This window comes from Planktothrix sp. FACHB-1355, assembly GCF_014748295.1.
Classification (GTDB): domain Bacteria; phylum Cyanobacteriota; class Cyanobacteriia; order Cyanobacteriales; family Aerosakkonemataceae; genus Aerosakkonema; species Aerosakkonema funiforme_A.
Genome location: NZ_JACJUP010000670.1, coordinates 1 through 3,865 on the forward strand (window position 1 = coordinate 1; position 3,865 = coordinate 3,865).

The 3,865-nt window shown below is 39.9% G+C and carries 3 protein-coding genes; all 3 read left to right on the forward strand.

Features of this window, described 5'->3' with window-relative positions; translation table 11 throughout:
• Window positions 1–1,635, forward strand: a 1,635-nt coding sequence (locus H6S82_RS22745; protein WP_191056751.1) for an ATP-binding protein, incomplete at its 5' end; no start/stop codon positions are given.
• Window positions 1,632–3,467 (forward strand): EAL domain-containing protein, encoded by a 1,836-nt coding sequence (locus H6S82_RS22750; protein WP_190463648.1) that lies wholly within the window; start codon window positions 1,632–1,634, stop codon window positions 3,465–3,467. The genes H6S82_RS22745 and H6S82_RS22750, both read left to right, overlap by 4 nt.
• 5 nt (window positions 3,468–3,472) lie before the next feature.
• Window positions 3,473–3,865, forward strand: a 393-nt coding sequence (locus H6S82_RS22755) for a response regulator (protein ID WP_191056752.1), incomplete at its 3' end; no start/stop codon positions are given.

A 3,865-nucleotide genomic window follows, 5' to 3' on the forward strand; every position in this document is an offset into this window, starting at 1 on the left:
AAAACAGAAATTAATGTAGTCGTTCAAATTGGCAGTCAGTTGGGCATAGCTTTGCAGCAAGCCGAATTACTAGAACAAACTAAAAGACAGTCCGCTGCACTGCAACAAGCTTTATTAGCAGCAGATGCAGCTAATCGTGCCAAAAGTGAATTTCTCGCTAATATGAGCCACGAATTGAGGACGCCGCTCAATGCCATACTCGGCTTTACCCAAGTGATGAGCCGCGACAGTGACCTATCCACCGAACATCAAAAGAGCTTAGAAATTATTAATCGCGCTGGGGAACATTTATTGTCATTAATCAATGACATTTTAGAAATGTCCAAAATTGAGGCAGGCAGAACCACAATCAATCAAAGCAAATTTGACTTGCTTTATATGCTGAACAATTTGGAGAATATGATGCGGTTAAAAGCTTCTTCCAAAGGCTTGCAACTTACCTTTGAATATGAAAGTAATCTTCCTCAGTATGTGCAAACAGACGAAGGTAAGTTACGTCAAATTTTACTCAATCTCCTGGGAAATGCTATCAAATTTACGGCGAAAGGTAGCGTTGATTTGCGCGTAAAAACAGAAAAGTGTGCTAGTGAAAGTGGAGGAAATAATGAAGGGGAAAATCCGGTATATTGTCCTGAAATTTGCCGACTTTTCTTTGAGGTAGAAGACACAGGCCCTGGCATTGCTCCTGAAGAAATTCATATGCTATTTGAAGCTTTTGGTCAGACAGAAACTGGTCGAAAATCTCAACAAGGAACCGGATTGGGTTTAGCGATTAGCCGCAAATACGCGCAAATGATGGGAGGAGATATTAGAGTTACCAGTGTCCTGGGAAAAGGAAGCTTATTTTCTTTTGATATTGAGATAAACTTGGCTGATGCTGCTGATAGTGAGCGAAACCATAGTAAGCGCAAGGTAATTGGTTTAGCACCCGACCAACCTGAATATCGCATCTTGGTAGTAGATGACGCCAAAGAAAGTCGTTTAGTGCTGATCGAATTCTTTACATCAATAGGCTTTTCTGTGCGGGAAGCTTCTAATGGTATCGAGGCAATTACGGCATGGTCTAACTGGAAACCGCACCTGATATTTATGGATATGCGGATGCCGAAAATGGACGGTTATGAAGCTACTAAAGAGATTAAAACTAGGGAGTCATCGCGCATCGATCGAGAGTCATTAAAAACAGGAAACATGACAAATGAAAAAGAAAAAATGACTGTAATTATTGCTTTGACTGCCAGTGCTTTTGAGGAACAGCGACAGAAGATATTAGCTGTGGGGTGCGATGATTTAGTTCACAAGCCATTCCAAGCGGAAGTTTTATTAGAAAAAATTAGCGTACACTTAGGAGTTCGCTATGTTTACGCAGAAGAAAAGGTTGATAAAGAAACATCTGCGGAAAAAACGAAAGCAACTTTTACAGAAGCCGATTTACTGCATATATTGTCTCAAATGCCAGTTGAGTGGGTGAAACAGGTACACGATGGCGCGGCTGAATGCAGCGATGATATCATTTTGGCATTGTTAGCTCAAGTTCCACCAGAAAATGTGGCTTTAGCGGAGAGCTTTGCCGAACTGGCTAATAACTTCCAATTTGAGAAAATTATGCAATTAACTCAACAGGATGAACAATGAATAACAAAAAATTTAACTTGCCACGAAAAGATATTCTCATTGTTGACGATACGCCAGAAAATTTGCGCTTTTTAGCTAAGATTCTGACGGAGCAGGGCTTCAACGTTCGCAAAGCATTAAACGGGCATATTGCTCTCTCTTCTTGTCAAAAATTATTACCGGACTTGATATTACTGGACATTATGATGCCGGATATCGACGGCTATGAAGTTTGTCAGCGGTTGAAAGCTGCGGAGAAAACTTCTAAGATTCCAGTAATTTTCTTGAGTGCCTTAAATGATGCTTTTGACAAAGTAAAAGCTTTTAATGTCGGGGGTGTTGACTATATTACCAAACCGTTTCATTTTGAAGAAGTTATTGTCCGCGTTCAAAATCAATTGGTGATCAGGGAAGCGGAGATAAAAATAATGAATATAAATGTCGAACTCGAACAACGGGTAAGAGAGCGTACCAGTCAGCTAAAAAAAGCTAATGAAGAACTGAAACGAGAGATATTAGAGCGCAAGCAACTACAAAGTCAATTGCTGCAAATGGCGCTACACGATCCCCTGACTAACTTGCCGAATCGAGCTTTATTCATGGAGTGTTTGTCAGAAGCTCTCAACCGCGCTAAGTCAGAGTCTGGTTGTCAATTTGCCGTGCTATTTTTGGATTGCGATCGTTTCAAATTTATTAACGATTCTCTCGGTCATTTAGTAGGCGATGAACTGCTCATTGCGATCTCTCGCAGACTGGAAAAATCTCTTAATCTGGTTGATACTTTAGCGCGATTGGGCGGCGACGAATTTGCTATTCTTATTGAAAATATTTCAAATATAAAAATGGCTACGCTTGTTGCTGATAGAATTCTGAAAGAACTATCAAACCCCTTTCAACTATCCAGATACGAAGTATTTATTAATGTCAGTATTGGGATTGCTCTCAGCAATATTTCTTACGATAAGCCAGAATATTTGCTGCGAGATGCCGACACGGCGATGTATCGTGCCAAGGCATTAGGAAAAGCTCAATATCACGTTTTTGACCCAGATATGCACCAACAAGCTATCCGAGTTCTACAGCTAGAAAACGACTTGCGAAGGGCCATCCAACGGGAGGAATTTATTGTTTACTATCAGCCTATTATTTCTCTAACTAATGGCAGAATTGCTGGATTTGAAGCTCTTGTGCGCTGGCGGCACCCTACTCGCGGTATGGTTTCTCCCGCAGAATTTATTCCCCTGGCGGAAGAAACGGGATTGATTGCCGATATTGACACTTGGGTATTGCAGTCAGCTTGCCATCAACTACTTATCTGGCAGAAAACTTGCCCTGCTAAGGAAATCTTAACTATTAGCGTCAATCTTTCGAGGCGGCTATTTTCCCATCCTAATTTACTTGAAAGAATTGATAAAATTCTTCACAAAACGCAACTGAATCCGGAAAGTTTAAAGTTTGAAATCACAGAAAGCGCTATTATGGAAAATAGCGAAGAAGCTAACAAAATTTTAGCTGAAATCAGGAGGCGTCAAATTCAATTAAGTATTGATGACTTCGGCACTGGCTACTCTTCATTGAGTTACCTGCACACCTTTCCCTTAAATACGCTCAAAATTGACCAGTCTTTCGTAAAACTGATGGATAAAAACACAAATAATATGGGACTGGTTCCCATGATTATCTGTATGGCCCATACAATGAAGCTGAGTGCGATCGCTGAAGGTGTAGAAACTCCCGCTCAGTTAGCACAACTGAGAAGTTTAGGGTGCGATTTTGGTCAGGGCTATTTATTTTCTCAACCTTTGGATAGTAAATTGGTTTTAGAATTGATAGCAGCAGACCCCCAATGGTGAGCGTTATGGAAAGTACGATCGAAGAAAATACATTGATAAATAAATTAATCTACTCTCACAAAGTCAACATTTTAGTAGTTGATGATTGTCCAAATAATCTGCGAGTTTTATCATCAATTCTGACACAAAATGGATATATAGTTCGGAAAGCGTTAGACGGAGAAATAGCTATAAGCGCTTGTCAAAAAATATTACCAGACCTAATTTTACTCGATATTATGATGCCAAATATGGACGGTTATCAACTTTGTCAATATTTTAAACAAAATGAAAAAACCCGCCATATACCTATAATTTTTATCAGCGCTCTTGATGACGTACTGGACAAAGTAAAAGCTTTTAATAGCGGTGGTGCGGACTACATAAGCAAACCATTTGAAGTTAAAGAAGTGTTAGCT

What these genes read in the sequence shown, in the direction of transcription:
- H6S82_RS22750 (WP_190463648.1), top strand. Translation starts at nt 1,632, where the DNA reads ATGAATAACAAAAAATTTAACTTGCCACGAAAAGATATTCTCATTGTT.